This is a genomic window from Sphingopyxis sp. GC21, from assembly GCF_025727575.1.
Taxonomy (GTDB): Bacteria; Pseudomonadota; Alphaproteobacteria; order Sphingomonadales; family Sphingomonadaceae; genus Sphingopyxis; species Sphingopyxis terrae_A.
The window spans coordinates 1,234,041-1,257,338 of the sequence record NZ_CP095845.1 but is presented as its reverse complement, the minus strand read 5'-3'; the positions used below and the strand labels follow the sequence as shown (position 1 = coordinate 1,257,338).

22 protein-coding genes are annotated in these 23,298 nt (G+C 64.4%); 13 read left to right on the top strand and 9 right to left on the bottom strand.

Annotated features, from left to right (window positions below; all coding sequences use genetic code 11):
• Positions 1-56 precede the first annotated feature (56 nt).
• The 3 genes from MU856_RS05985 (at position 57) to MU856_RS05975 (ending at position 2,934) form a co-directional block, all read left to right on the top strand.
• A complete protein-coding gene (locus tag MU856_RS05985; protein WP_263588569.1) occupies positions 57-1,499 on the top strand; it encodes an FAD-binding oxidoreductase in 1,443 nt (480 codons plus the stop codon).
• Positions 1,500-1,591: 92 nt separating this feature from the next.
• Positions 1,592-2,368, top strand: a complete 777-nt coding sequence (locus MU856_RS05980; RefSeq protein ID WP_003051455.1) for a SapC family protein — start codon at positions 1,592-1,594, stop codon at positions 2,366-2,368.
• Positions 2,369-2,379: 11 nt separating this feature from the next.
• Positions 2,380-2,934 (top strand): cytochrome b, encoded by a 555-nt coding sequence (locus MU856_RS05975; protein ID WP_217373413.1) that lies wholly within the window; start codon positions 2,380-2,382, stop codon positions 2,932-2,934.
• Between the two features lie 18 nt (positions 2,935-2,952).
• On the opposite strand, the gene MU856_RS05970 is transcribed toward MU856_RS05975, so the two are convergent.
• Positions 2,953-3,162: a DUF1674 domain-containing protein gene (locus MU856_RS05970; RefSeq protein ID WP_062903200.1), complete on the bottom strand. Its 210-nt coding sequence runs from the start codon at positions 3,160-3,162 to the stop codon at positions 2,953-2,955.
• A 55-nt stretch (positions 3,163-3,217) separates the two neighbouring features.
• On the opposite strand from MU856_RS05970, the gene MU856_RS05965 reads away from it, so the two are divergent.
• Entirely contained in the window at positions 3,218-4,513 is a 1,296-nt protein-coding gene (locus tag MU856_RS05965) for an RsmB/NOP family class I SAM-dependent RNA methyltransferase (protein WP_263588568.1), read from the top strand.
• A gap of 6 nt (positions 4,514-4,519) precedes the next feature.
• Here MU856_RS05965 and MU856_RS05960 read toward each other — a convergent pair whose 3' ends face one another.
• Positions 4,520-5,515 carry a glycosyltransferase family 2 protein gene (locus MU856_RS05960; RefSeq protein WP_062902387.1) on the bottom strand — a complete coding sequence of 332 codons (996 nt, stop codon included), beginning with the start codon at positions 5,513-5,515 and terminating at the stop codon, positions 4,520-4,522.
• A gap of 183 nt (positions 5,516-5,698) precedes the next feature.
• A complete protein-coding gene (locus tag MU856_RS05955; RefSeq protein ID WP_263588567.1) occupies positions 5,699-7,417 on the bottom strand; it encodes a DUF885 domain-containing protein in 1,719 nt (572 codons plus the stop codon).
• Positions 7,418-7,545: 128 nt separating this feature from the next.
• Here MU856_RS05955 and MU856_RS05950 point away from each other — a divergent pair, with 128 nt between their 5' ends.
• The 4 genes from MU856_RS05950 (at position 7,546) to MU856_RS05935 (ending at position 11,705) form a co-directional block, all read left to right on the top strand.
• Entirely contained in the window at positions 7,546-8,835 is a 1,290-nt protein-coding gene (locus MU856_RS05950; protein WP_062902386.1) for an MFS transporter, read from the top strand.
• Between the two features lie 132 nt (positions 8,836-8,967).
• Positions 8,968-9,627, top strand: coding sequence for an RBBP9/YdeN family alpha/beta hydrolase (locus MU856_RS05945; RefSeq protein ID WP_062902385.1), 660 nt, complete (start codon positions 8,968-8,970; stop codon positions 9,625-9,627).
• A gap of 5 nt (positions 9,628-9,632) precedes the next feature.
• Positions 9,633-10,553: a cysteine synthase A gene (gene cysK, locus MU856_RS05940; RefSeq protein WP_003051422.1), complete on the top strand. Its 921-nt coding sequence runs from the start codon at positions 9,633-9,635 to the stop codon at positions 10,551-10,553.
• A gap of 18 nt (positions 10,554-10,571) precedes the next feature.
• A complete protein-coding gene (locus MU856_RS05935) occupies positions 10,572-11,705 on the top strand; it encodes a cell wall hydrolase (RefSeq protein ID WP_062902384.1) in 1,134 nt (377 codons plus the stop codon).
• Between the two features lie 79 nt (positions 11,706-11,784).
• Here MU856_RS05935 and MU856_RS05930 read toward each other — a convergent pair whose 3' ends face one another.
• The 5 genes from MU856_RS05930 to cysD all read right to left on the bottom strand — a co-directional run bounded on the left by MU856_RS05930 (position 11,785) and on the right by cysD (position 16,957).
• The gene (locus MU856_RS05930; protein ID WP_062902383.1) at positions 11,785-12,921 is read right to left on the bottom strand and encodes a zinc-binding dehydrogenase; all 1,137 of its coding nucleotides are present in this window, start codon (positions 12,919-12,921) and stop codon (positions 11,785-11,787) included.
• Between the two features lie 80 nt (positions 12,922-13,001).
• Complete coding sequence (locus MU856_RS05925; protein WP_062902382.1) at positions 13,002-13,745, bottom strand: 3'(2'),5'-bisphosphate nucleotidase CysQ; 744 nt, start codon at positions 13,743-13,745, stop codon at positions 13,002-13,004.
• Positions 13,742-14,029: a DUF2061 domain-containing protein gene (locus MU856_RS05920; RefSeq protein ID WP_062902381.1), complete on the bottom strand. Its 288-nt coding sequence runs from the start codon at positions 14,027-14,029 to the stop codon at positions 13,742-13,744. Before MU856_RS05920 ends, MU856_RS05925 begins: the two co-directional genes overlap by 4 nt.
• A gap of 3 nt (positions 14,030-14,032) precedes the next feature.
• The gene (gene cysN, locus MU856_RS05915) at positions 14,033-15,934 is read right to left on the bottom strand and encodes a sulfate adenylyltransferase subunit CysN (protein WP_263588566.1); all 1,902 of its coding nucleotides are present in this window, start codon (positions 15,932-15,934) and stop codon (positions 14,033-14,035) included.
• A 117-nt stretch (positions 15,935-16,051) separates the two neighbouring features.
• Complete coding sequence (gene cysD / locus MU856_RS05910; protein WP_062902379.1) at positions 16,052-16,957, bottom strand: sulfate adenylyltransferase subunit CysD; 906 nt, start codon at positions 16,955-16,957, stop codon at positions 16,052-16,054.
• Between the two features lie 136 nt (positions 16,958-17,093).
• Here cysD and MU856_RS05905 point away from each other — a divergent pair, with 136 nt between their 5' ends.
• From MU856_RS05905 to MU856_RS05890, 4 genes are read left to right on the top strand one after another with little or no spacing between them, the layout of a single operon-like run.
• Positions 17,094-18,263, top strand: coding sequence for an isovaleryl-CoA dehydrogenase (locus MU856_RS05905; protein WP_062902378.1), 1,170 nt, complete (start codon positions 17,094-17,096; stop codon positions 18,261-18,263).
• Positions 18,260-18,607, top strand: coding sequence for a hypothetical protein (locus tag MU856_RS05900; RefSeq protein ID WP_062902377.1), 348 nt, complete (start codon positions 18,260-18,262; stop codon positions 18,605-18,607). The genes MU856_RS05905 and MU856_RS05900 overlap by 4 nt, the downstream gene beginning before the upstream one ends.
• On the top strand, positions 18,604-19,023 hold the full coding sequence (locus tag MU856_RS05895) for a VOC family protein (RefSeq protein ID WP_062902376.1): 420 nt from the start codon (positions 18,604-18,606) through the stop codon (positions 19,021-19,023). The genes MU856_RS05900 and MU856_RS05895 overlap by 4 nt, the downstream gene beginning before the upstream one ends.
• Entirely contained in the window at positions 19,020-19,301 is a 282-nt protein-coding gene (locus MU856_RS05890) for a hypothetical protein (protein ID WP_062902375.1), read from the top strand. Before MU856_RS05895 ends, MU856_RS05890 begins: the two co-directional genes overlap by 4 nt.
• Positions 19,302-19,409: 108 nt before the next feature.
• Here MU856_RS05890 and MU856_RS05885 read toward each other — a convergent pair whose 3' ends face one another.
• Positions 19,410-21,494, bottom strand: coding sequence for a M13 family metallopeptidase (locus MU856_RS05885; RefSeq protein WP_062902374.1), 2,085 nt, complete (start codon positions 21,492-21,494; stop codon positions 19,410-19,412).
• Positions 21,495-21,639: 145 nt separating this feature from the next.
• On the opposite strand from MU856_RS05885, the gene MU856_RS05880 reads away from it, so the two are divergent.
• Positions 21,640-23,238: a carboxyl transferase domain-containing protein gene (locus MU856_RS05880; protein ID WP_062902373.1), complete on the top strand. Its 1,599-nt coding sequence runs from the start codon at positions 21,640-21,642 to the stop codon at positions 23,236-23,238.
• The last annotated feature ends 60 nt before the right edge of the window (positions 23,239-23,298 follow it).

Below are 23,298 nucleotides of genomic sequence, written 5' to 3'. Positions count from 1 at the left end.
CAAATGAATTGATGTCGACCCCTATTGCGCGCCCGCGCCCCAACGAGACGCACTGCATGACCCAACCGCCCTCCGCCGACCTGCTCAACCACCTCGTCGATCTGCTGGGCCCCAAGGGGTTCACCCGCGATCCCGATGATATGGCACCCTGGCTCACGGATTGGCGCGGCCGTTATCGAGGCCAAGCGGCCGCCATGCTTTCCCCGGTCAATCGTGACGAAGTCGCCGCAGTCGTCAGGCTCTGCGCCGCGGAGCAGGTTGCCATCGTCCCGCAAGGCGGAAACAGCGGCATGGTCGGCGGCGCAACACCCGACGCGACGGGCAACCAGCTTCTGCTCAGCCTGCGGCGCATGAACCGGATCCGTGATATCGACGTCGCCGCCGGATTGGCGATAGTCGAAGCGGGGGTCGTGCTCGAACATCTGCATGGTGCAGCCCTTGCGCACGGACTGCGCTTTCCCTTGACCCTCGGTGGCAAGGGGTCAGCGACGGTCGGCGGGCTGGTTTCGACCAATGCCGGCGGAACGCAGGTGTTACGGTTCGGAACGATGCGGGCGCTGGTCGAAGGCGTTGAGGCGGTTCTGCCCGACGGCGAGATTCTCGACGCGATGGCCCCGCTCAAGAAGGATAATCGCGGCTATGACCTGCGGCATTTGTTCTGCGGCGCCGAGGGCACGATCGGCGTCGTCACCGCCGCGACGCTGCGCCTCGTCCTCGCTGCCGCCGCGCGCTGCACGGCGTGGATCGGCCTTGCTTCGCCCGACGATGCGCTGCGCCTCCTGCGCCGGCTCGACGCCGCGCTCGGTCGCACGCTCGAAGGCTTCGAACTCATCCCCGACGCCTGCCTGCAGGCCGTGCTGCGCCATATTCCGCAGACCCGCGCGCCGCTCGCTGCCTCCGATCCCTGGTATGCGCTCGTCGAGCTGGCCGGTGACGATGGTGATGCGTTGACCGAAGCGCTGGAATCATCGCTGGCAAAGGCACTCGAGGACGGGCTGATCCGTGACGTCGCGATTGCCAAGAGCGAAAGCGAAAGCGAGCAATTCTGGCGCCTGCGCGATTCGATCTCGGAGGCCGAGCGCGCCGAAGGTCCGGCCCTCCAGCATGACGTCAGCGTTCCAGTCGACCGGATGCCGCAGTTCATTGAGGAAAACCCCGCGCGCCTCGATGCCGCATTTCCGGGTACCCGGGCGCTGTCCTTCGGCCATCTTGGCGACGGAAACGTCCACCATCATGTCCAGCCACCAATGGGCGTCGACGGTCGTGCATGGCTCGCGGCGCATGGTGAGGACGCAAGCCGGATCGTCTACACCCACGTACTCGAACTCGGCGGCTCGATCTCGGCCGAACATGGTATCGGGCAGATGAAGCGCGACATGCTCGCCGAACTCGACAGCCCCGCCCGCCTCGCCGCGCTGCGTGCGGTGAAAGACGGACTCGATCCGCGGGGGCTATTCAATCCCGGCAAGTTGGTCGCCCAGAAGGCGCCCTTGGCCTAACGCCCCTTGCGCCGCGCCGCGCCTGCCAATAAGGCGCGCGATTATTCCTTTCGCCCTCGATCCCTTTGGGGGCGCCAATCCGGAGTTTCATCATGGCCACAGCGCCCGCCAACAACCTCCCGCTTTTCTATGGCGACCTCGTTCCGCTTTCGAGCGTCGATCACGTCGATTTCCACGCCCGTCCGCTCGCCGAAGCGAAGTTTCTCGTCGGCCAGCATGCGATTCCGCTGACCGCCGACGAATTCACCTCGGCTTGCCGCTTCTTTCCGATCATCTTTTCGGCTGGCGACAATCCGGTTCCGCTGGCGCTCATGGGCCTCAACGAAGGCGTCAACGTCTTCGTTGACGACGAAGGCAAGCTGAAGAATCCGGTTTATGTTCCGGCCTATATTCGCCGCTACCCCTTCCTTCTCGCGCGCCTCAACCCGGGCAGCGAAGAATTGTCGCTCTGCTTCGACCCGACCTCTGGCGCGGTCGGCAAGTTCGACGAGGGCGACGCCCTGTTCGTTGACGGCCAGCCGAGCGAGCAGACCAAAGCCGTGCTCGATTTCTGCCGCAACTTCGAAGAAGCCGGGCAGCGCACCGGCATGTTGGTCGACGAACTCAAGAAGGCCGACCTGCTGATGGACGGCGAAGTCGCCATCCAGCCCGACGGTTCGGACAAGCCCTTCGTCTATCGCGGTTTCCAAATGGTCGACGAAAACAAGCTGCGCGAACTGCGGGGCGATGTGCTGCGCAAGCTGATGCAGAACGGCACGTTGCCGCTCATCTATGCGCACCTGCTTTCGCTCCAGCTGATGCGCGACATCTTTGCCGAACAGGTAAAAGCTGGCAAGGTGCCGGCAATGACGGACGCCCCCGTCGCCTAAGGAGAACCGATATGGCCACCCTCGCCGATGCCGGATCGACCGCCGACCCGCGCTATACGAAGGTGGCCATATGGCTGCATTGGCTGATCGGCCTTTCGGTCATCGTCAATATCGGCCTTGCGATGCTGACCGAAGGTCTGCCGCGCGAAGCGCACCGCGAAGCGATGAACGTCCACAAGGCGCTGGGGATAACGATCCTCGTGCTGACCGCGCTGCGCATATTGTGGCGCCTCGGCCACAAGCCCCCGCCGCTGCCCGCCGGAACGCCCGCATGGCAGCGTCCGGTCAGCAAGATCCTGCATTTCCTGTTCTATCTGCTGCTGATCCTGCTGCCGCTGTCGGGCTGGGTCTGGATGTCCGCCGCCGATCGGCCGATCGACTTCTTCGGATTGTTCACCGTGCCGTCGATCGCCGCGCCGTCAAAAGCGCTCGCCGACACGCTGCACGAACGGCACGAACTTTTGGGCATCACCATGCTCGTGCTCGTCGTCATCCACATATTGGCGGTGCTGAAGCATCAATATGTCGACCGTACGCGCCTGATGGGCCGGATGACCCCCTTCTGACCTGCGCACGGCGGCCGATCAGAAGTCGATCGCCAGACCCTTCAATTCCCAGTCGCCATAGCGTACCGGGTTGCGGCCGCCGGGCTGCGCCTCCGCGGCGTCTTCGATAATCGGCTGCGGCTTGGGCAGCGGTTCGTTGGTCCAGTTTGCGGGCGGTCTGACATCGCCGGGACGCTTGGTCGCTCGGGGTGTGCCGCCGATGTGGTCGGATTGAGGATCGTGCGCCATGATGGATCCGATATAGGACGTTATGATGAAGAACGCCAATGATAGCCGACCGAAAATGCCCGAGCGCCGCGGACGCCGGCCACGAGGCGGCGAAAGTGAGCCCGCCGGCACCGCGCCGCGCCGCGCCGCCCTCCGCCTGCTCGACGCAGTGCTGCGCCGCGGCGAGGCGCTCGACGTTGCGGCGCATGCCGCCACGCAGGGCCTCCCGCCGTCCGATCGGGCCTTTGCCATTGCCATCGCGTCGGAAACGCTGCGCTGGATGGTCGACCTCGATGCGCTGATCGATAGCGCAACGCCCCAGCCGCTACCCGAGGACGTGAAGTCGCGCGCCGTGCTGCGGCTCGCGCTCGCCCAATTGCTCGCGCTCGGCAGTCCGCCGCATGCGGTGGTTGCCACCGCGCTGCCGCTCGTAGCGGGTGGGCCGCGGCGACTGGTTCACGCGCTTCTGTCGCGCGCACAACAAGACGCGTGGAAACTACCCGAGCGCGCGAGCCTGCCGCCCGCGACGGCGGCGCGCTGGCACGATGCCTGGGGCGCCGAGACGGTTGCCGCGGCCGAACATGGCTGGAGCGCACCGCCGCCGATCGACCTGAGCTTTGCAGCCGAGCCCGACGCCGCGGGATGGGCCGAAGCCCGATCGCTCGCACCGCGGCACTATCGCCTGCCGCGGGGCAGCGCGGTCGAAGACCTGCCCGGCTTCCGCGATGGCGGCTGGTGGGTGCAGGATCTTGCCGCCAGCATCCCGGCCCGCCTGCTTGGTCAGGGCAATGGCCGATCGGTGTTCGACCTGTGCGCCGCGCCGGGCGGAAAGACGATGCAGCTCGCGGCGGCGGGCTGGGCGGTGACGGCTGTCGACACCAGCGCGCGCCGGCTCGAACGACTGACCGACAATTTGCGCCGGACGCAGCAGACCGCGGAGATCATTCAGGCTGACATCCGGCGCTGGGAGCCGGACGCACAGGCCGATGCCGTGCTGCTCGACGCCCCCTGTTCGGCAACCGGCATTTTCCGGCGCCATCCCGATGTGCTGCACCGCGTCGAAGACCGGCAGATCGACGAGCTTGCGGCGCTGCAAGGCGAGTTGCTCGCCCGCGCCGCCGGTTGGGTCAAGCCGGGCGGGTCGCTCGTCTATGCGACCTGCTCGCTGGAGCGCGCCGAGGGGGAGGAGCAGATCAAGGCGTTTCTGGGCAACAATTCGCAATGGCAGATCGACCCCGTACGGCCTGACGAACTGCCGCAGGGCGTAACGCCGGATGCAATGGGCTGCGTCAGAACCTTGCCGGGGATGCTGGCCGATGTGGGCGGGCTCGACGGCTTTTTCGTGGCGCGGCTGCGCGCTCCGCAGGCTTGACGCGCGTCAGACGAAAACCCCGGCGACGAGCGAACTCGCCAGCCGGAACGCCCGATCGACGCGCCGATTGACGAGGCAGCGCACCACCGTACGCGTCGCGGCCTCCAGCCGCACGCCGCTCGCCAGCCGCTTGCAATAGTCGACGAACTCACTGTCGGCCATGCTGGCGACAGCATAGCGGCGCGCGGCGATGATATCGGTCTCCACCATCCGTCCGATGCCGGGCTTTTTGAGCAGCGCATCGAGATCGGCGAGCGCCGGCAGCCGCGCCATGTCGCGGAAGGGATCGGGGGCGCCCGTCTTGCGCACCAGATGCGCGAGCCGGGCATAGGCGGCCTGTTCGGTCTGCTGCGCGTTGTTGGCGACGCTCATCTGTTCGGGCGACCGGCGATAGAGCAGCAGCGTGTCCGGCAGATTGTCGATATCAGCGATCTCGGAGAGCCGCAGAAAGAGGTCGTAATCCTCGCAATAGCCGAACGCCGGGCGATAGAGCCCGGCCTTTCGCAGCGCATCGGTGCGGAACATCACGGTCGGATTGGCGACCGCAGGCCGCAGTTCGAGTTCGGCGCGCACGTCATCGCAGCCCACCGGTTGCCGGAAATGACCGCTCCGTCGGCGCCCGCCATTGTCGATCTCGACATATTGCCCACCGAGCGCACCGAGTGTCGGCGTGCGATCGAAATGCGCCAGCTGCAGCGCGAAACGGTCGGGCAGCGAGATGTCGTCGGCATCCATACGCGCGACGAAGGGCGTTTCGACCAGCCCAAGCATCCGGTTCATGCTCGCAACGATGCCCTGATTGGACTGGCGAATCAGTCTGATCCGCCGATCGGTCGCCGCCTTGCGCGCGGCGATGTCCCCCGACGCGTCGGTCGAACCGTCATCGACGATGTAAAAGATAAAATCGCCCATCGTCTGGGCCAAAATGCTGTCGATCGCCGCTTCGACGAAGCGTGCCGCATTATACATGGGCATGACGACGCTGAGCCGCGATGCAGACATGTGGACCGACTTTCAAAAAGCCAGTCAGCTGATTGGGGCAACTGCTGGGACGATATCGATTCGCCATTATCCGCGCCCGGCAGGGCCGTCAATTTGGCTTAACCATGTCCCGGCAGCCCCAAATTGGGGCAGGTCGGTGCCGGCCAACCAACGGTCGGCCGGCACCTTGCGCGCTGAATGCGATCAGAAAACCGCCTTCGGGCTTGCTTCCTTCATCATCGCTGCGCGCACCATCGGGATCGGCGGACCGCCGTAGGAAAGAAATTCGTCGTGGAAGGCCTTCCACTTCGCCTTGTCCCCCTTGGTCCAATCCTCGCGCAGCTTGCGGATCATGAGCTTGCCCATCGTGTAGTTGAGATAGAGCGGATCATAAGTACCGCGCGCCGCTTGCTGCCGCGCGTTGCCCTCGTCCTGATAGCATTGCTCCTTGAACAGCTTTTCCGAATCCGCGACCGTCATCCCCTTGGTGTGGAGACCGATCGCCGACAGGTAGCGGCAGTTACGCAAAAGCGCGTTCGACAGCTGGCCGATGTGCGTTTCGGGGTCGCCATCGCCGAGCCCTGCGTCCCACATCATTTCCTCGGTATAATGCGCCCAGCCCTCGGCGAAGGCATAGCCGACGAACAGCTTGCCGAAGATGCTCTCCGCGCGGTTCGAGTGCAGGAAATTGAGGAAGTGACCCGGCCAGACTTCATGGACTGAGGTGAAGAGCAGATCCTTCTTGCCCGGCACGAAGTCGAGCTGCGTCTGCTTGTCCCAGCTCGGGTCGGGCGGCGAGATGTAATAGACCGACGGCAGGCCCTTCTCATAGGGTCCGGGGATGTCGATATAGGCGCTGTTCTGCCGGTTGTAGGGCGGCGATTCCTCCACCTGCGCCTGTTCGGTGCCCGGGATCGATACCAGATCCTTTTCGACGAGGAAGGCGCGCAGCATCGGAAGCTGGCGCCGCGCCTCGGCCACCGGACCATCGGCGGGCTTGTCGGACCCCATCTTCTTCATGCAATCGGCGATCGTCATGCCCGCGGCATAGGTCGCGCACGCGGCCTTCAACGCATCCTGATTGCGCTTGAGGTCGGCCTGGCCGATCCGCTCGAGTTCGTCGAGCGGCGTGTCCACCGCTTCGTTCGTGAGCAGCATCTTCGAAAATTTGTCGGCGCCGAGCGCCCAGCCGTCGGCGCTGCCCGGCTGCGACGCCACATAGGCGGCAAGATCCTTCATCGCCGCGGCCGCCTTGGCCGCAACTTCGTCGAACTGCTTTTGCAGCGCCGGGTCCTTCACATCGGCAAAGGCGGCCTTGGCATCCCCGGTGTAATAGTCGGCAAAGCCACCGAAGCCGGCGCTGCCATATTTGACGAAGGTTGCGGGCATCGGCAGTTTTAGATTGGCCTTGATTTGGGCAGCGGCGGCCGGAACCTTTTCGGCGTAGGAAATGAACGCCTTCATGCGCGTCGCCGGATCGGCATAGGGGCGCGAGATATAGACGTTGGGGTCGAGCTGCCCGACGTAGAAGGCCGGGTTTTTATGCGGGAAATCGGCGTCCTTCAAAAAGAAGAGCTGCCCCTGGGCAACATGGACGAGATAGTCGCGCTCGAATTTCTCGGCATCGCTCATCTTGCCATCGAATGCCTGGGCATCGGCAATCGTCTTTTCGAGGAAAGCGATCTGCTTCTGCAATCCCGCTGCCGACCAGTCGGGAAGCTGACCGTCGAACTCATGCTTGCCCTGATAGACCGCGAAATTGGGATTCAACGGGAAATAGCCAGCAAGAAACTGGTCGCGAAATTCGGTCCAATTGGCGGCAGATCCGGCGGACTGCGGCGTCTTTTCGGCGCTGCATGCGGCAAGCACGAGCAGCGCGCCGGCCATCGCCGCGCCGCCGAAGCGGGCAAATTTACGTGTCATTCGATGCGTCTCCCTTGATCTATGGCGACTGTCTGCCACCGCGTCCAACGGGCTGCACCCGATAATCGACGAACGGCGGCGACAAAGCATGCTGGACAGGCGCCAAAAGACGGTTAGGGCAAATCGCAATGGCCTCCTCCTCCTCCATCGACGGCCCGTCGAAGCCCCCCTCCCCGCTCAGCTTCGCCGATTATCGCTATTACTGGTTCGCGCGCTTCACCGCGGTCATGGCGACGATCGCGATGGTCGTCGTCATCGGCTATCAGCTCTATGATACGGCGCGCTCCAGCTATGGCATGTCGATCAAGGAAGCGTCGTTCCAGCTCGGCTTGCTCGGCCTCGTCCAGTTCATTCCGCTTGCCGTGCTGACCCCCGTCGCAGGTTGGGCCGCCGACCGGTTCGAACGGCGCCGCGTCGCGATCTTTTCCAACATGATCGACCTGACGATCGCCGCGTCGCTCGGCTGGTTCACCTGGACCGACGGGCTGACGCTTCCGCTGCTTTTCACCCTCGCGGCGCTGCACGGCGTCGCCCGCGTTTTTTCGGGACCGGCGATGAGCGCGATCGCGCCGAATATCGTGCCGCCGGCAGTGCTGCCGCGCGCGATCGCGATGAGCAGCATCGCCTGGCAATCGGCGTCGGTCGTCGGACCGGCGGCGGGCGGCCTGATCTATGCCGTCCATCCCACATCGGTGTATATCTTCGCAGCCGCCTTGCTCGTCCTTTCGGCCTTCACGGTCAGCAGGGTCCGCCCGGTGCTACCGCCGCCCGCTGAAGTGCGCCGGCACCCGCTGCGCGAGATGGTCGACGGGCTGCAGTTCGTCTGGACCGAGCGCTTTCTGCTGGGCACCATCACGCTCGACCTGTTCGCGGTGATCCTGTCGGGCGCGACGGCGATGCTGCCCGTCTATGCCCGCGACATATTGCACACGGGGTCCGAAGGGTTGGGTTTTCTGCGCGCGGCCCCCGCGGTCGGCGCCGCGATCATCGCATTGGGCCTCGCGTGGCGGCCGATCGAGCGCAATGTCGGGGTCAAGATGCTGTGGGCTGTCGCGGCATTCGGCGCCGGGACGGTCGCTTTCGGCTTGTCGACCAACTTCCTGCTGTCGCTCGCGCTGCTCGTGGTCATGGGCGCCGCGGACATGTTCTCGGTCTTCGTGCGCGGGACGCTGATTCAGCTCAACACGCCCGACCATATGCGCGGCCGCGTCAGCGCGGCGTCGGGGCTCGCCATCTCCGCGTCGAACGAATTGGGCGAAATGCGCGCCGGCGCAATGGCGGCGGTGCTTGGCCCGGTGAGTGCGGTGGTCGTAGGCGGCGTCGCGGCGATCGGTGTTACTGCGCTGTGGGCCAGGATATTCCCCGAACTGAGGCACGCCCGGACTTTCGAGGCGCGGTTCGATCCGGCGAATGATTGAGCGCTGTTGATGGCGTTTCGGCGCAAAATCGCCCCGCTTTGTCCAGCACCTATTGTCAATGTATTTAATTGAGTTAAAACGGACGCACCCGTCACCGCGGCTTCCCTTCCCTCTCTCGATGGAACGACCGCCATGCACAGCTCGACAATCCGCCACAAAATTCTGACCATCCCGGGCCTCGACAACAGCGGGCCGGGTCACTGGCAAAGCCTGTGGGAACAGAAATTCCCCGATTGCGAACGCATCGACCTTGGCAATTGGAACGCGCCGACCAACGGCGAATGGGTCCGCCGCATCGCCGACACGATCGCGACCGAGGACGCCCCCGTGCTTGTCGCGGCGCATAGCCTGGGATGCCATGCCTTCGCCCACTGGTTCGCCGGCGCCAGCGCTTTCGCGCGGACGCGGATTGTCGGCGCGCTGCTCGTTGCGCCGCCCGACCTCGCTTTGCTGCGCCGTAGCAATCGCATCATCGGATTCGATGATACCCCGGCCTTTTCGGCTCGAACTCCGATGATCGTGGTTGCAAGCGACAATGATCCCTACGCCAAATCCGCGCATGTCTGGCGCCTGTCGCGCAAGTGGGACGCGCGCTTCGTCAATGCCGGCCCCTTCGGGCATATCAACGCCGACTCGGCGATCGGCGACTGGCCTTATGGACAGTATCTGCTGGCGTCGTTACAACCCGCTCCGACGCCCGCCCTGGCCGACGAAAGGCTGTGGGTCCGCGCCGGAGACTGGCCGAACCGGGTGCGCCGCGATCCGCGCTTCGACTTCAAGGAAAGTGCATAGAGACGATGAAAGCCAATTCTATCCTCGAAACCATCGGCAACACGCCGCACATTCGCGTCGCGAAGCTGTTTCCCGACGCCGAAGTCTGGGTGAAGTCCGAACGCGCCAATCCGGGCGGGTCGATCAAGGATCGCATCGGGCTGGCGATGATCGAAGCGGCCGAGCGCGACGGCAGCCTGAAACCGGGCGGCGTCATCGTCGAGCCGACATCGGGCAACACCGGCATCGGCCTGGCGATGGCCGCCGCGGTCAAGGGGTACAAGCTGATCCTCGTCATGCCCGAAAGCATGTCGCTCGAACGCCGGCGCCTCATGCTGGCCTATGGCGCGACCTTCGATCTGACGCCGCGCGAAAAGGGCATGAAGGGCGCCATCGAGCGGGCGATCGAACTGGTCGAGACCACCCCCGGTGCCTGGATGCCGCAGCAGTTTGAGAACGAGGCGAACATCGACGTCCATGTCCGGACCACCGGACCCGAAATCCTGAACGATTTCAAGGACACGCCGATCGACGCGCTGATTACCGGCGTCGGCACCGGCGGACACATTACCGGCGTTGCGCAATTCTTGAAACAGCATTGGCCCAATCTGAAGGTCTATGCCGTCGAACCCGTTGCTTCGCCGGTCATCTCGGGCGGCCAGCCTGCTCCGCATCCGATCCAGGGCATCGGTGCCGGCTTCATCCCGCGTAACCTGCATACCGATCTGCTCGACGGCGTGATCCAGGTCGATGCCGCCGATGCGAAGGAGATGGCGCGGCGCTCGGCGACCGAGGAAGGGATGCTCGTCGGCATCTCGTCGGGCGCGACGCTGGCGGCGATCAAGCAGAAGCTCGCCGAGCTTCCGGCGGGCAGCCGCGTCCTCGGCTTCAACTATGACACCGGCGAGCGCTATCTGTCGGTGCCCGACTTCCTGCCGGAGATCTGAGCAGCAGCCATGCTCCCAATGGAGCATCCGGATACGACGCAGAACCCGCGCGAATGGCGCGGCTGGCTGTTCGCGCTTTTGAGCTTTGCGGCGATTGCGGCGGTGCTGCATTTCAGCGGACAGACGAGCCGCCCGCTGCCGGTGATGCCGCACCCCGTTGCGCCGCCCGCCAACGTCGTGCCCGACGTCCAGCCGATGGAGTTCGCCCCGGTTACCGAGCAGGACGCGCGTGCCGAAAATGCGCGCATAGCATTTGTGACCAAGGGCTTCGTTGCAGCGCGCCCATTCGTCTATCCCGGCGCGAGCAAGGCACGCGACCGCGCCCGCGACTGCATGGCAGCGGCGATGCTTTACGAGGCCGGCGACGATAGCAAGGGACAGCTTGCGGTCGGTCAGGTTGTCATCAACCGCGTCCGCCATCCCGCATTCCCCAAGACGATCTGCGGCGTCGTATTCCAGGGATCGGAGCGCACCACGGGCTGTCAGTTCACCTTCACCTGCGACGGCGCGCTCAATCGCCGCTATCCGGATGCCGCATGGGCGCGCGCACGCAGCAATGCCGATCGCATGCTCGCCGGACTGATCGATCCGAAAGTCGGGCTGGCGACGCATTATCACACCGACTGGGTGCGCCCCTATTGGAGCGACAGTCTGGAAAAGATCGCGAGCGAAGGCACGCACCTCTTTTTCCGCTGGCCCGGTTTCTGGGGAACGCCCGGCGCGTTCCGCGGCGCGGTGTCGGCGAACGACGCGCCGATTGCGAAGATGGCGGGCCTGTCCCCCGCCCATGCGCTTGCCCTCGCGCCGCCAAGCGATCTTGCCGACGCCGCCGCCAGCATTGGCCCGGTCAAGTTGGTAACGGGCGCCGGAGACGCGGTCGGGCGCGATACCATCTATGTCCAGCTCGACCGCCGCGCGACACCCGAAAGTTTCGTCACGCTCGCGCTGCGTCTTTGCGGCGAACGCCCCTATTGCAAGTTCATGGGCTGGACCAACCCGGTAATGAAGCCCGACAGCGATGCGATGAACGATATGCAGCGCGCGGCGATGAGCTTTTCCTATCTGCGCGACGAAAAATCGGGCTTTGAAAAGGCGCTGTGGAACTGCAGCGAATATGCGCGCGACGACACGCGGCAGTGCATGAAGCGTTGAGCGAAGCGATCCAGCCTGCTTCAATCAACCCCGGATCACTTCGCTCGCAGTGCTGCAGCCCGTTTGAAGGCCCCAGCGCTCAACCATGCGGGCGGATCAGATATTTCTCGCCCGTGCGCTTGGCATTATAGGCGTTCGCGACGTCGAGGTTGAGCGCATCGGCCAGCGAAATCTGGTGGCTGTAATGGCTCTTGAAGGTCGTCGTCAGCTCGTCGACGACACGCTGACGCATTCGCATCGCCGTCTCCATCCCCGCCTTTTGCAGGAAGGGCGTGAGCAGGAAGCCCGAGAGCGACCAGCTGAAGCCGAAGCTGCGGTTGAGCAGCGTCGGGCCGAGGTCGAGCGCGCCGTAGATATAGACCTGTTTGAAAGTGTCCGAGCCATAGCGGCTGTAGCTCGTCATGCGCTTGACCGCCGCCGCTTCCATCGCGGCGAGAATCTGGCCCGCAAGCTTGCCGCCGCCGATCGCATCGAAGCCGATCGTGGCGCCGGTTTCGGTGATCGCGGCGACGAGTTGGTCGACGAAATCATCGTCGCTGCTATTCACGATATGCGTCGCACCGATGCCCTTCAGCAATTCGACCTGCGCCGCGCTGCGCACGATATTGACCAGCGGGATATTGTCCTTGGCGCAGATCTTGACGAGCATCTGGCCGAGGTTCGACGCCGCGGCGGTGTGGACGATCGCGCTATGCCCCTCCATCCGCATCGTTTCGGTGAAAGCAAGGCTGGTGAGCGGATTGACGAAGCAGGAGGCCCCATCGACCGGATCGGTGCCGTCGGGCAGCGGCATCGTCATCTGAATTGGAAGGCAGCGATATTCGGCATACATCTCGCCGCCAAGCAGCGCGACGGTCTTGCCCATCAGCGCCTGCGCCTCGGGCGAGGACCCCGCCTTGACGACGACGCCGCACCCTTCGTTGCCGATCGGGAGCGCATCGCCGATCCGGCTCGCCATCGCGCGCATGCCGGGCGGCGGAATATCGGCCGTGATCATCGGCAAGTCGTTGCGGGTGCCGGCGCGCGCGCTGCTCATGTCGGCACCGCCGAACAGCAGGCCGAGATCGGACGGATTGATCGGGGTGGTGAGAACCTTCACCAGCACCTCGTGCGGCTTGGGCTCGGGCATCGGGCGGCGTTCGAAATAGACTTCGAGTTCGCCCTCCGGCTTGGCGAGCGTCAGCATCGTCAGATTGGTTTCGGGCAAATCGGTCATCGCACGTCTCCCTTGGCGTAATTTGGTTTCTCGATGCAACGGGTTAGGGCGAAGGGCGCCCGCTGGCAATGCCGCCCGGATCAGCCGGACGAATATTCCGACGCGAGGCGCAGCACCTCGTCTGCCAGTTCGCGGCGGCAGATGAGCAGGTCGGGCAGATAGGTATCGGCATTGTTGTAGCGCAGCGGCGAGCCATCGACGCGGCTGACGTGCAGCCCCGCAGCCTGCGCAACCGCAACGGGCGCGCAATTGTCCCATTCATATTGGCCGCCGGTGTGCAGATAGATATCGGCCTCGCCGCGCACCACGGCCATGGCCTTCGCTCCGGCCGAGCCCATCGCAAGCAGTTCCGCGCCCATCCGTTCGGCGACCTGAACCGCCTCCGCAGCAGGGCGGGTGCGGCTGACAAGCATCCGCAGCGGCTCGTTGGCAGGCGCCAATTCGGCGGGTACGCCCGAGGTCAGCGTCAGCCCGAGCCCTGGCAACGCGACCGCGCCGACGCTGGCGACGCCATCGACCGCAAGCGCGACGTGCACCGCCCAGTCGGACCGGCCCTCGCCATATTCGCGCGTGCCGTCGAGCGGATCGACGATCCAAACCCGGCGGCTGGCGAGGCGCACCGGATTGTCCTTTTCCTCTTCGGACAAAAGCGCGTCGTCGGGACGCGCCGCGCGAAGCTCGCGGCAGAGCATCGCGTTCGCAGCCTCGTCACCCGCCTGCCCCAGCGCCTTGCCCGTGAGGTCGCCCGCTGCGCGCAGGTCGAGCAGGATGCGGCCGGCGGCATCGGCGAGCCGCGTCGCCAATTGTTCGTCATTCTCGGTCATGGCTGCGTGCCAGAGCCCTCGCCGCCGCGTTCGTCAAGCCCTTCGGTTCCCGTATCGCGCGGCGTCTTGTCCATGCCCCAGGTTACCCGGCTCCACGCGCGTTCGTGGACATAATAGAGCAGCATCTTGGTCAGCACTTCGGTGCTCGCAATTGCGCCGGCGGCCTTCACATTGGCGGTGAAGATGTAGCTGAGGATGAAGGTGTCGATGCTGCCCAGAGCGCGCCAGCTGACCGCCTTGGCGAAAGATCGGCTGTGCGCCTCGCGGCCCCGGAACAGCAGCACCGGTTAGCCCAGCAGCCGTTCGACGATGAGGTCGGCGGCCTCCTCTGCCGTCATCGCGGTCGTGTCGATGCGAACCTCCGGCGCCTCGGGCGCCTCGTAAGGGCTGTCGATGCCGGTGAAATTCTTGAGCTGACCCGCCCGTGCCTTCTTGTAGAGGCCCTTGACGTCGCGCCGTTCCGCCTCGGCCAGCGGGGTGTCGATGAATATTTCAAGAAACTCGCCCTCGGGCAGCATCGCGCGCACCATTTCGCGCTCGGCGCGGAAGGGCGAGATGAAGGCGGTGATGACGATCAGCCCGGCGTCGGTCATCAGCTTGGCAACCTCGCCGACGCGGCGGATATTCTCGATCCGGTCGGCTTCGGTGAAGCCCAGATCCTTGTTGAGCCCGTGGCGGACGTTGTCGCCGTCGAGCAGGAAGCTGTGCCGGTTCATCCGGTGCAGCTTCTTCTCGACAAGGTTCGCGATCGTCGATTTGCCCGACCCCGACAGGCCGGTAAACCACAGCAGCGCCGGCCGCTGGTTCTTGAGGTTCGCGCGCATGTCGCGATCGATGTCGCCGGCCTGCCAATGGACATTCTGTGCCCGGCGCAAGCTGAAGTGCAGCATCCCGGCGGCCACCGTCGCGTTGGTCAGCTTGTCGATCAGGATGAAGCCGCCGAGCGTCTTGTTGTCGGCATAGGCTTCGAAGGTGATGGGCTTGTCGGTCGACACCTCGACCACCCCGATCCCGTTCAAGTCGAGCGTCTTTGCCGCCAGCCGGTCGAGCGTGTTGACGTTGATCTCGTACTTCGGCGCCTGGACGGTCGCCGAAACGCTCTGCGTCGCGAGCTTCAGCCAATAGGCGCGGCCGGGTATCATCGCCTCGTCGGCCATCCAGACGAGCGTCGCTTCGAACTGGTCGGCGGTTTCGGGGGGCGCATCTGCGGCCGCGATGACATCGCCGCGCGAACAATCGACGTCGTCCGCCAGCGTCAGCGTCACCGACTGGCCCGCGACTGCTTCATTCAGATCGCCATCAAGCGTAACGATCCGGTCGATCGTCGTCGTCTTCCCGCTCGGCAGGATACGGACGGCGTCGCCCGGCTTGACCTTGCCGCTTGCAAGCTGGCCCGAAAAGCCCCGGAAATCCAGATTCGGGCGGTTGACCCATTGAACGGGCATCCGGAAAGGCTTGGCTTGGTCGGCGGTGCCGCCGATCTCGACCGTTTCAAGATGGTCGACCAGCGCCGGCCCCTTGAACCAGGGCGTGTTCGCCGATAGCGCGGTGATATTGTCGCCCTTAAAGCCCGAGATGGGAATGGCGGTGAAATTGGTGATACCGATCTCGCTCGCAAAGGCACGATAGGCGAGCGTGATGCGATCGAAGACCGCCTTGTCATAGCCGACAAGGTCCATCTTGTTCACCGCAAGCACGATATGCCGGATGCCGAGCAGGTGCGCGAGGAAGCTGTGGCGGCGCGTCTGCGTCAGCACGCCCTTGCGCGCATCGACGAGGATCACGGCAAGGTCGGCGGTCGACGCGCCGGTGACCATGTTGCGCGTATATTGCTCGTGCCCCGGCGTGTCGGCGACGATGAACTTGCGCTTTTCGGTCGTGAAAAAACGATAGGCGACGTCGATCGTGATGCCCTGCTCGCGCTCGGCGGCAAGCCCATCGACGAGCAGCGCGAAATCGATCTCACCGCCCTGCGTACCGACGCGCTTGCTGTCGGCCTCGAGCGCGGCGAGTTGATCCTCGAAGATCATCTTGCTGTCGTAGAGCAGGCGTCCGATCAGCGTCGATTTGCCGTCATCGACGCTGCCGCAGGTGATGAAGCGGAGCAGCGACTTCCGCTCGTGACTCGCGAGATAGGCGTCGATATCCTCGGCGATCAGAGCGTCGGTGACATAGATGGGGTCGGTCATATTCTTACTTCGTCATTCCCGCGACAGCGGGAATCCCGCTTCGTCCGTTGATACAGAAAGAGGCCCCCGCCTTCGCGGGGGTTGACCCTTCGTCAATCTGAAGATTGACGCGGCGGGTCAAAAATACCCCTCCTGCTTCTTCTTCTCCATCGACGCATCGCCGCCATCCTTGTCGATGATGCGTCCCTGCCGTTCGCTGGTCGTCGCCAACAGCATTTCCTGGATGACTTGGCTGAGCGTCGTCGCCTCGCTTTCGACCGCCCCGGTGAGCGGATAGCAGCCGAGGGTGCGGAAACGCACCGAGCGCATCACCGGCTCTTCACCGTCGCGTAGCGGGAAGCGGTCGTCATCGACCATCAGCAACAGCCCGTCGCGTATCACCGTCGGTCGGGGCGCGGCGAAATAGAGCGGCACGATCGGGATATTCTCGCGCGCGATATATTGCCAGATGTCGAGTTCGGTCCAGTTGGAGATCGGAAAGACCCGGATGCTTTCCCCCTTCGCCTTGCGCGCATTGTAGAGATTCCACAGCTCGGGGCGCTGCTGCTTGGGATCCCAGCCGTGACTCGCCGTGCGGAAGGAAAAGATGCGCTCCTTCGCGCGGCTCTTTTCCTCGTCGCGCCGCGCACCGCCGAAGGCCACGTCGAATCCGTGAAGGTCGAGCGCCTGCTTGAGCCCTTCGGTCTTCCACATGTCGGTATGCAGCGGCCCATGGTCGAACGGATTGATCCCGCGCGCCTTCGCCTCGGGGTTCTGATGGACGATCAGGTCCATGCCCGATTCCGCGGCCATGCGGTCGCGCAGTTCGTACATCGCGCGGAACTTCCACGTGGTATCGACGTGGAGCAGCGGAAAGGGCGGCGGCGAGGGATAGAAAGCCTTGCGCGCGAGATGCAGCATCACCGCGCTGTCCTTGCCGACCGAATAGAGCATCACGGGGTTGACGGCGTCGGCCATCACTTCGCGCATGATGTGGATGCTCTCGGCCTCGAGACGGTCCAGATGGGTAAGCGTGTCGATCATGCCCCGCCCTTGCCGACCCCCATGGCGGCACGCAAGCTGTATGGCCTTTTCGCCTTGCAAGCCAGACTTGTCCGCTGCGCTTCAAACCGCGCCCGCTTCCTGCTAGTCGCATCCGAAACCAGAAACAGAGGACGATATGCGCGCCACACCCGATTTCGATTTTGCCCTTGGCGAGACCGCCGAGATGATCCGCGACACCACGGCCCGCTTCGCCGACGAGCAGATTGCGCCGCTGGCCGACAGGGCCGACCGCGAGGATTGGTTCCCTCGCGACGAGCTGTGGACGCAGATGGGCGCGCTGGGCCTGCACGGCATCACGGTCGAGGAGGAATGGGGCGGCCTCGGTCTCGGCTACCTCGAACATGTTCTCGCGGTCGAGGAAGTCAGCCGCGCGAGCGGCGCGATCGGCCTGTCCTATGGCGCCCATTCGAATCTGTGCGTCAACCAGATCCGCCGCTGGGGCAATGAAGAGCAGAAGGCGAAATATCTGCCGAAGCTGATCTCGGGCGAGCATGTCGGCAGCCTTGCGATGTCGGAAGCCGGCGCCGGGAGCGACGTCGTCTCGATGAAACTGAAGGCCGAGCCGGTTCAGGGCGGCTATGTCCTCAACGGGACCAAATTCTGGATCACCAACGCCACCTGTGCGGACACGCTGGTCGTCTATGCCAAGACGACGCCCGAAGCGGGGTCACGCGGCATCACCGCCTTCCTGATCGAAAAGGATATGCCGGGCTTCAGCATCGGTCAGAAGATCGACAAGGTCGGCATGCGCGGATCCCCGACCGCCGAACTCGTCTTCACCGACTGCGAGGTTAGCGAGGACCAGGTGATGGGGCCGGTCAACGGCGGCGTCGGCGTGCTGATGTCGGGCCTCGACTATGAGCGCGTCGTGCTCGCCGGGCTCCAGCTCGGCATCATGCAGGGCTGCCTCGACACGGTCATCCCCTATCTTCGCGAGCGCAAGCAGTTCGGCAAGCCGATCGGCTCGTTCCAGCTTATGCAGGCCAAGGTCGCCGATATGTATGTCGCGCTCCAGTCGGCGCGCTCCTATGTCTATAATGTCGCCAAGGCATGCGACGCCGGGCTGACGACGCGGTTCGACGCCGCGGGCGCCATCCTGCTGGCCAGCGAAAGCGCGGTGAGGGTCGCGGGCGAAGCGATCCAGGCGCTTGGCGGCGCGGGCTACACCAAGGACTGGCCGGTGGAGCGCTATTGGCGCGATGCCAAACTGCTCGACATCGGGGCGGGCACCAACGAAATCCGCCGCATGCTGATCGGCCGCGAACTGATTGGCGCAGGCGCGTGATCTGGCTGGGGCTGTCGGCCACCTTCATGGTGGCGACCGCCCTGGTGCACGGCTTGCTGGGCGAAAGACGACTTGTCAGGCCGTTGATGTCGCTCGACAGCGGAATCATGGGGATCGACTTGGCGCGCCGGGTGTTTCGTCTGGCATGGCATGCGCTCTCGCTCCTGATGCTGGTGTCCGCCGCGTCGGTCCTGTGGCCCGGAACGCCGCGCGGTCTGATCCTGCTGATCGGGGCCTCGTGGACGGCGACCGGTCTGTTCGATGCCGTATATACGCGCGGCCGACACATCGGCTGGCCGTTTTTGACTGCATCCGGACTGCTCGCGATTGCCGGGGCCTTATGAGCGCGCGCGGCCTTGTCCATCATATCGACCTGACGGTTCGCGACGCGGCGCGGTCGCGGATTTTCTATGATGCGGTGCTGGGCTTTCTCGGCTACCGGCGCGCCGCCGATTATGATCATGGCAGCGATTGGGACCGCGACGGCGAACCGTTCCATTCGATCGGGATCGTCGAAGCGCAGGGGGCCGGCGCATTACGGAGCCACGACCGCTTTTCGCCCGGACTGCATCATCTTGCCTGGACTGCCGAAAGCCGCGCCGACGTCGATGCGCTGCATGATTTGCTGCGCAGCATAGGCGCGACGATCCTCGATGCCCCCGCCGATTATCCGCGCTACGGACCGACCTATTATGCGCTCTTCTTTGCCGACCCTGACGGGTTGAAGCTCGAGTTCGTGTTCGGGGCGACCGGCGGATGAGCGATACGCTGCTCGACGCGCTGCAATATTATGGCGCCGGGGCCGGAACGCTCGCGGCGCTGATCGTATCGCTCAATCTCGGGCGGCGCCCGACCGGCTGGGCCTTCGTCATTTTCGTGACCAGCAGCATCGCGCTCGTCGCGTGGGGCTTTCTGCAAAGCGACAGCGAAGGCATCGGCTGGCAGAATATCGCGCTGCTGTGCATCAACTGCGTCGGCGTTTACCGGTACTTGATCCTCAAGGAAAAGCCGGGGGCGCCGCAGGCATCAGAAAAATAGCGTCTTCGCGAGCGCAGCGAAGCAATCTCCAGCGTCCCGAGTTAACCTCGGGCCGATGACTGGAGATTGCTTCGTCGCTCCGCTCCTCGCGACGAGGAGAAGCGGACATCACCCCCAGACGCGGACGCGCTGATCGGGGGCGAGATACAGCTTGTCGGTCGGCTGAACGTTGAACGCCTTGTACCACGCGTCGAGGTTGCGGACGGTGAGTGCGCGGTAGTTACCCGGCGCATGGCCGTCGGTCGCGATCCGCGCGCGCAGCGCCTCGTCACGCATCTTGGTGGCCCAGGTCTGCGCATAGGCGATGAAGAAACGCTGATCGCCCGTGAAGCCGTCGATCACCGGCGCTTCCTTGCCGTTCAGCGAAGCGCGATAGGCGTCATAAGCCGCCTGCAGGCCCGCGACGTCGGCGATATTCTCTCCCAGCGTCAGCTTGCCGTTGACCGCAAGATCGGGGAACGGCTTGTAGCTGTCATATTGCGCGGCCAGCGCCGCCCCCGCCGCCTCGAACTTCTTGAGATCCTCGGCCGTCCACCAGTTGCGCAGCGCGCCGGTCGAATCGAAGGCGGCGCCATTATTGTCGAAGCTGTGGCTGATTTCGTGGCCGATGACGGCGCCGATCGCCCCATAATTATAGGCGGGATCGGCCTTGGCGTCGAAGAAGGGCGGCTGCAGGATCGCGGCGGGGAAATTCAGCGCATTCTGCACCGGCAGATTGACGGCGTTGACCGTCTGCGGGGTCATCCACCATTCGCCCTTGTCGAAGGGCTTGCCGATCTTGGCGAGCTGGTGCGCATATTCGGCCTTCTCGCCGGCGACTTCGTTCGCATAGGCGTCGTCGGCGCTGATCGTGTAGCTGCCATAGTCGCGCCAGTTTTCGGGATAGCCGACGCCGACGACGATGGTTTCGACCTTCTTGATCGCTTCCTTCTTCGTTTCGGGCGCCATCCAGTCGATCGTATTGACGCGCTTCGCAAAGGCGGCCTTGATCCCCTTCACCATGTCACCGACTTCGGCCTTGGCCGACGCCGGGAAATATTTCTCGGCATAGACGCGGCCGACCGCATCGCCGAGATTGGTGTTGAGCGCGTCGAGCGCGCGCTTGTCTCGGCTGCGCTGCTGCGGCGTGCCCGAGAGGGTGGTGCCGTAAAAGGCGAAATGCGCGTCATCGAGCGCGGTGGGCAGCACATCGGTATGACTGTTGATCTGATGGAAGACGAGCCAGTCCTTCCACGCCTCGAGCGGCTGCGATGCGACGAGCGCCGACAGGCCCGTGATCGCCCGCGCATGATAGGCGCCGAACTTCGCCGCCTTGTCGAGCCCGGCAGCGGCAAAATAGGCGTCCCAGTCGATCCCGGGTGCCTTTTTGGCAAAGTCGGCCTTGGTCCAGACATCGGCCGATTTGGTGAAATCCTCACTCTCCTCGCGCGTCGCATGCGCGCGGGCGATCTTCGTTTCGAGATCGAAGATACGCTGCGCCTTTGCATCGGCATCGGCGATCCCCGCCTGAGTCAGCAGCTTGGCGATATAGGCTTTGTAGGCGTCACGGATGCTCGCCATCTTCGGGTCGGCCGACAGATAATATTCGCGCTCGGGAAGACCGAGCCCGCCCTGCAGCATATAGGGAATAACCTCGCCCGGCGTCGCCAGTCCCTGCGAAACGAAGATGCCGAAGAGATTCTCGGTGTTGAAGTCGGTGGCGTTGAGCGGATCGACGTCGGCGCGCGTCTGTTCGCCCAGGATGGTCGACAGCGCCGCCTTGTCGGCAATGGTGTCGAAGCGCGCCAGATCGGCCTCGACCGGTTTCATCCCGGCGGCGTCGATCGCCTTGGTGTTCATATAGGCGTTGTAGAAGGCAGCAATGCGGCCGTCGTCAGTGCCCGCATCGCCGCCGCTCTTGACGATCGCATCGACGAGTTCGCGTGTCCGCTTCTCTGTTTCAAGGAAGGCGGTGTAGAAGGCGCCGATCGACGAGCGGTCGGCGGGGATCTGGGTCGCCTTTTGCCAATTGCCGTTCGCATAGGCGTAAAAATCGTCGCCCGGCTTGACGCTGGTGTCCATCGCTTCCTTGCTGATGCCAAGGTCGGTGCCGAGCGTGTAAGCAGCCTTGTCGCCGTTGGCGCTGGTGCAGGCGATCGGCCCGGCGACGATCGTCGCGGTGGACAGGAGGATGGCGAGGACGGTCTTTTTCATGGCGTTGCCTTGCTTTCTGGGGGGTGTCGGACGGCGATACGCCTGTGACAATCCCGTTTCAATACCAACCATTTTCGGCCTGCGGTGCTTTCCAATCGACGAGCGACCGGCTAGGGCGCAGACAGTTTCAGGGAGAGAGTGAACCGTGAGCGCCCCCGTCCTTTCGACGCAATATAATCCCGACGATCCGCAGACCCAGGCACGCGCCGCGCACAACCGCGGCCTGCGCGACGCGCTCTATGCCCGCGTCGCCGAAGCGGCGCTCGGCGGCAACGAAAAGTCGCGCGAGCGGCATACCAGCCGCGGCAAGCTGCTGCCGCGCGAGCGCGTCGAGCGGCTGCTCGATCCGGGTTCGCCCTTCCTCGAGATCGGCCAGCTCGCGGCGGGCGATATGTATGAGGGCGAGGTTCCGGGCGCCGGGATGATCGCCGGCATCGGCCGTGTGTCGGGCAAGCAGACGATGATCGTGTGCAACGACGCCACGGTGAAGGGCGGCACCTACTATCCGATGACGGTGAAGAAACATCTTCGCGCGCAGGAGATTGCCGAGGCGAACCGCCTGCCCTGCATCTACCTTGTCGACAGCGGCGGCGCGAACCTGCCGCATCAGGATCAGGTCTTTCCCGACCGCGACCATTTCGGGCGCATCTTCTTCAACCAGGCGAATATGTCGGCGAAACGCATCCCACAGATCGCCTGCGTGATGGGCAGCTGCACCGCGGGCGGTGCTTATGTTCCCGCGATGTCCGACGAGACGGTGATCGTGCGCAACCAGGGTACGATCTTCCTCGCCGGCCCGCCGCTGGTGAAGGCCGCGACGGGCGAAGAGATCAGCGCCGAGGATCTGGGCGGCGGCGACCTGCACGCGAAGAAGTCGGGCGTGGTCGATCATCTGGCCGAGAATGACGAACATGCGCTGACCATCGTGCGCGATATCGTGTCGACCTTCGGGGCCGACGATGGCTTCGACGTCGCGATGAAAGACCCGCGTCCGCCCAAATATGATGCCGAAGAGCTCTACGGCATCATCCCCGAGGATGTCCGCGCGCCCTATGATGTGCACGAGGTAATTGCGCGCATCGTCGATGCCAGCGAGTTCCACGAGTTCAAGGCGAATTACGGCACCACGCTCGTCTGCGGCTTCGCGCATATCTGGGGCATTCCGGTCGCGATCCTCGCCAACAATGGCGTGCTATTCAGCGAGAGCGCAGTCAAGGGCGCGCATTTCATCGAGCTGGCGCAGCAGCGGCGCATCCCCCTGCTCTTCCTCCAGAATATCTCGGGCTTCATGGTCGGTGGGAAGTACGAGGCCGAGGGGATCGCCAAGCATGGCGCGAAGCTGGTGACGGCCGTCGCGACCGCGACCGTACCCAAGATCACGGTGCTGATCGGCGGCAGCTTCGGTGCGGGCAATTACGGCATGTGCGGGCGGGCCTATAGCCCGCGCTTCCTGTTTAGCTGGCCCAACAGTCGGATCAGCGTGATGGGCGGCGAACAGGCGGCGTCGGTGCTGGCGACGGTCCACCGCGACGCCGACAAATGGACGCCCGAAGAGGCCGAAGCCTTCAAGGCACCGATCCGCCAGAAATATGAGGACGAAGGCAATCCCTATCACGCCACCGCGCGCCTGTGGGACGATGGCATCATCGACCCCGCGCAGACGCGCGATGTGCTGGGGCTGGCCTTTGCTGCAACGCTGAACGCCCCGGTTGAAGACCGCGGCTTCGGCGTGTTCAGGATGTGATGATGGGCCGACGGATCATAGTGATCCTCCCCGACACGGGGAGGGGGACCATCCGCAGGA

Excerpts from the sequence above, each read along its gene's own strand:
- MU856_RS05985 (WP_263588569.1), top strand. The coding sequence starts at position 57 with ATGACCCAACCGCCCTCCGCCGACCTGCTCAACCACCTCGTCGATCTG.
- MU856_RS05980 (WP_003051455.1), top strand. The coding sequence starts at position 1,592 with ATGGCCACAGCGCCCGCCAACAACCTCCCGCTTTTCTATGGCGACCTC.
- MU856_RS05975 (WP_217373413.1), top strand. The coding sequence starts at position 2,380 with ATGGCCACCCTCGCCGATGCCGGATCGACCGCCGACCCGCGCTATACG.
- MU856_RS05970 (WP_062903200.1), bottom strand. The coding sequence starts at position 3,162 with ATGGCGCACGATCCTCAATCCGACCACATCGGCGGCACACCCCGAGCG.
- MU856_RS05965 (WP_263588568.1), top strand. The coding sequence starts at position 3,218 with ATGCCCGAGCGCCGCGGACGCCGGCCACGAGGCGGCGAAAGTGAGCCC.
- MU856_RS05960 (WP_062902387.1), bottom strand. The coding sequence starts at position 5,515 with ATGTCTGCATCGCGGCTCAGCGTCGTCATGCCCATGTATAATGCGGCA.
- MU856_RS05955 (WP_263588567.1), bottom strand. The coding sequence starts at position 7,417 with ATGACACGTAAATTTGCCCGCTTCGGCGGCGCGGCGATGGCCGGCGCG.
- MU856_RS05950 (WP_062902386.1), top strand. The coding sequence starts at position 7,546 with ATGGCCTCCTCCTCCTCCATCGACGGCCCGTCGAAGCCCCCCTCCCCG.
- MU856_RS05945 (WP_062902385.1), top strand. The coding sequence starts at position 8,968 with ATGCACAGCTCGACAATCCGCCACAAAATTCTGACCATCCCGGGCCTC.
- cysK (WP_003051422.1), top strand. The coding sequence starts at position 9,633 with ATGAAAGCCAATTCTATCCTCGAAACCATCGGCAACACGCCGCACATT.
- MU856_RS05935 (WP_062902384.1), top strand. The coding sequence starts at position 10,572 with ATGGAGCATCCGGATACGACGCAGAACCCGCGCGAATGGCGCGGCTGG.
- MU856_RS05930 (WP_062902383.1), bottom strand. The coding sequence starts at position 12,921 with ATGACCGATTTGCCCGAAACCAATCTGACGATGCTGACGCTCGCCAAG.
- MU856_RS05925 (WP_062902382.1), bottom strand. The coding sequence starts at position 13,745 with ATGACCGAGAATGACGAACAATTGGCGACGCGGCTCGCCGATGCCGCC.
- cysN (WP_263588566.1), bottom strand. The coding sequence starts at position 15,934 with ATGACCGACCCCATCTATGTCACCGACGCTCTGATCGCCGAGGATATC.
- cysD (WP_062902379.1), bottom strand. The coding sequence starts at position 16,957 with ATGATCGACACGCTTACCCATCTGGACCGTCTCGAGGCCGAGAGCATC.
- MU856_RS05905 (WP_062902378.1), top strand. The coding sequence starts at position 17,094 with ATGCGCGCCACACCCGATTTCGATTTTGCCCTTGGCGAGACCGCCGAG.
- MU856_RS05895 (WP_062902376.1), top strand. The coding sequence starts at position 18,604 with ATGAGCGCGCGCGGCCTTGTCCATCATATCGACCTGACGGTTCGCGAC.
- MU856_RS05890 (WP_062902375.1), top strand. The coding sequence starts at position 19,020 with ATGAGCGATACGCTGCTCGACGCGCTGCAATATTATGGCGCCGGGGCC.
- MU856_RS05885 (WP_062902374.1), bottom strand. The coding sequence starts at position 21,494 with ATGAAAAAGACCGTCCTCGCCATCCTCCTGTCCACCGCGACGATCGTC.